At 68.5% G+C, this 3,085-nt stretch carries 5 protein-coding genes and 1 tRNA gene; 3 read left to right on the forward strand and 3 right to left on the reverse strand.

The window, feature by feature from the left end; genetic code table 11:
• Positions 1-795, reverse strand: a 795-nt coding sequence (locus ACNPM4_RS14560; RefSeq protein WP_448986115.1) for an HAD family hydrolase, incomplete at its 3' end; no start/stop codon positions are given.
• Between the two features lie 277 nt (positions 796-1,072).
• On the opposite strand from ACNPM4_RS14560, the gene ACNPM4_RS14565 reads away from it, so the two are divergent.
• The 3 genes from ACNPM4_RS14565 (at position 1,073) to ACNPM4_RS14575 (ending at position 2,190) form a co-directional block, all read left to right on the forward strand.
• The gene (locus ACNPM4_RS14565) at positions 1,073-1,417 is read left to right on the forward strand and encodes a hypothetical protein (protein WP_448986116.1); all 345 of its coding nucleotides are present in this window, start codon (positions 1,073-1,075) and stop codon (positions 1,415-1,417) included.
• A gap of 141 nt (positions 1,418-1,558) precedes the next feature.
• Positions 1,559-1,891, forward strand: a complete 333-nt coding sequence (locus ACNPM4_RS14570) for a hypothetical protein (protein WP_029261885.1) — start codon at positions 1,559-1,561, stop codon at positions 1,889-1,891.
• On the forward strand, positions 1,891-2,190 hold the full coding sequence (locus tag ACNPM4_RS14575) for a DUF2188 domain-containing protein (protein ID WP_448986117.1): 300 nt from the start codon (positions 1,891-1,893) through the stop codon (positions 2,188-2,190). The genes ACNPM4_RS14570 and ACNPM4_RS14575 overlap by 1 nt, the downstream gene beginning before the upstream one ends.
• A gap of 101 nt (positions 2,191-2,291) precedes the next feature.
• Here ACNPM4_RS14575 and ACNPM4_RS14580 read toward each other — a convergent pair.
• Positions 2,292-2,364, reverse strand: a tRNA-Arg gene (locus ACNPM4_RS14580).
• 16 nt (positions 2,365-2,380) lie between these two features.
• The coding region (locus tag ACNPM4_RS14585; RefSeq protein ID WP_448986118.1) for an SGNH/GDSL hydrolase family protein at positions 2,381-3,085 on the reverse strand (705 nt) is incomplete at its 5' end.

Genomic DNA, 3,085 nt, shown 5'->3' on the forward strand with positions numbered 1-3,085 from the left:
CAGGATCGCGAATCCGGGGCGGGGTCCCTTGCGGGCGAAGTCGAGCATGGCCGTGTCGCCGTTCGAGTTGCCGCCGGCGAACAGCGGCCGTCGGCCGATGCGGCTCCAGATGCGCACCGGCTTCTCGGGTCCGTCGTCGAAGAATGCGAGGGATGACGAGTACTTCACGGTCGCGTCGGCGTCGTCCCAGGTGAGACCGAAGGCCGAGCCCACGACGCGCTCCGGCGGGATGCCGTAGTTGGCCTGCGTCATCGGTCGCATGAAGTCGCGCTCGCCGCCCGACACGATGTAGCAGGTGAAGCCGTGGCGCTCGAGGTACCGAAGCAACTCGACCATCGGCTGGTAGACGGCGTCGGCGTACGGCCGCTTCAGGGCCGGATGCTGCGCCGTGCGATAGAACTCCCCGACAGAGAGCGCGTAGTCCTCCACGCTCATTCCATCGGTGAGGCCGACGAGCGCCTGGATGATGGTCTTCAGATCGGAGTCGTCACCGCTGTAGTGCTTGTCGATAGCCGTGCTCAGCCAGCCGAAGTCGCCGCTCACCGCGGCGAGGTACGGTTGCCGCTCCGCGAGCTCCGGCGCACGTTCGGCAGCCGAGCGCCATTGCTCGACCACGTAGTGCAGTTGCGTGGGCATCGGCTTCTCGGACCACAGTGTGCCGTCGTTGTCGAACACGGCGATGCGCTCCTCGACCGGCACCGCATCCGGGCCCTCCGTGACGGAGGCGACGAAGGCCTCGATGTCTCTGCGCGTGCGGGTGTCGCGCCAAGAGGGGAGAGAGCTGTGATCGGTCATGTCGGGTCCTCGCGTCTCGATGAGTGGGCGGCAATCGCCTCCAGGGTCGCACCCGCGGTGTCATCTCACAGTCATCGGTCACCCGGTGGGGGCGATGCCGTCGACCGTAGGGCGGCGATGTGTACCTCCAGCCGGGTCACCGTCGGTCGAGGGTCCGTACTGAATCACCGCGAGGCCGAATCCGCAAGGGGGTCATGTGCGGGTGTGGCTCCACCTAGTGTGAAAGCGCAGCCACGGACCCGGCGGCGAAGCATCCGGACGAGTCGAGGGAGTGACCATGAAGACACTCATCACCCAGGTCGGAAGCTATCTGACCGGCGACGCGACGGCCGATGCGGTGGTGCAGTACTGGCTGGCGTTGACGGAGGAGCGACGTACCGACGTCGTCGACATCCCCATCGTCGGGTCGGGCGGCGAGCGTTCGCACGTCCGTCTGGCGCTCGGAACGATGCTTCCCATCGCCGTGGTCGACGCCGGCCTCGCACCGGAGATCGATGACGACGACGGCGCAGCGAGACGACTGATCGCCCGCGCGCACGCGCTGACGCCGAAGGCCGGACCGGCTTTCGAGCCGGGCGACGAGCCGGAGTCGCCGGACGGCTACGACTCCTCCCTGATGTGACGATGTGGGTGACGCGCGGGCGGTTCGGAAGATAGCCGCTTCGTCCGGTGCGCTCAACCCCCTGCTCCTCATCGTCCGGTCGGGCGAGACTGATCGTGGTCGCCGATTCGGCGACGAAGACGCCGAGACGAAGGAGGAGAGATGGAATCGACACCGGATGGCGTTTCGGAAGTCGGAGCGGATGCCGTGCAGCCGCTGCGCGATGCGGATGCCACAGCCGTCGGGGACGGCCGTGACCCGGCTCAGGCCGAGTGGGAGCAGACGACGGCGCTCGATGGAGGGGCGACCGACGATGTGCTCGACCCGGCGACCGCCACGGGCGCCGACCCGGATGAGCTCGCCGCTCCAGACGACGAGGTGCCCGCGGAGGACCTTCCCCGATCCGCGATGCAGCCGGAGAGCCAGGGGGACGACCCCCTCCTTGCCGAAATCGGTGAGGACGGCGAGGGCGACCTCGGGACCGGAGACATCTGATGAACGCGCTGCGGATAGTCACGAGGTCGAAGAACGGTCAGTGGGTGAATGAGGTCGAGAGCGCTCCGGAACTCTCGCGCAGCTACAGCAGCCGCGACGAGGCGATCGAGGAGGGTGAGGCGCTCGCCGCGGAGCGCGGCGCGAAGCACGTCGTCGAAGACAGCGAGCCGACGGGAACGATCACAGACGGCGGTGCGCCGGAAGATGATGTGGCTGTCGTGGGGGAGAAGCACTCCACCGGGGCGGGGACGGACACGACGGACGAGAACGGTTTCCCCCTGGAGAACCCGTCCGGCTGATCCGCGTGAGGGAGTGCGGCAGCCGTCGGCGTCGCCACGTGCACGACGACGAAACCCCGCCTGGATCAGGCGGGGTTTCGTCGTTGTGCAGTTGGTCTGTGTGCCCCCGACAGGAGTCGAACCTGCGACCTACGGTACCGGAAACCGGCGCTCTATCCACTGAGCTACGGAGGCGTACCGATCGACAATATCACTCGTCGGGGGTCGTCTCCGACCCACCCGCTTCGGTGACCGGCGCGGCGCGCGGCTCTTCGAGTGCAGCGGCGAGCTTCTCGGCCAGATACCGGTGGCCGTCGGTGGACGGATGCTTGCGCCCCACCTCGACGTCGATCACATCGAGGTAGTTCTGCTCGGTGATCCAGTTCCGGGCGATGGGGGAGATGTACCACCAGCCGCGGGCCCCGGCGAGTTCGCCGAGATCCGTGTCGATGCGCGCGGTCGCAGCCCCGACCGGCAGCTCGTGCGGTGCCGGTCCCAGCACGACGATGACCGCGTCCGGATACGTGGCGGCCAGGGCGTCCCACGCCGAGGTCACGGCCTCACGGTAACCCTCGACGCCCTGTGCCCGGTCGTTGATCGAGCCCTGGATGATCACGAGGTCGGGTGCGAGCCAGGGGTCGAGTGCCGCGATGCGCTCTCCGAAGGTCGGGCCGTCGAGGCCGGGCTTGAGGTAACCGCTGCCCCGGACGCCGTTCACGATCGTCTCGCCGCCGATCAGATCGGCCAAGAGGTACGCGTAGCCGAGCGTCGGGACGGTCGCCGCCGAGCCGTAGGTCCAGCTGTCTCCGAACACCAGAACGGTCGGGTGGTCCGGCAATGTGAGGGGAGCCGGCGCGATGGCTTCGGAGGCCGTGCCGGCGGCCGCGGCCGGGGCTCCCACGGGGGCGGCGGAGGG

The sequence above is a fragment of the Microbacterium umsixpiens genome (assembly GCF_053543675.1).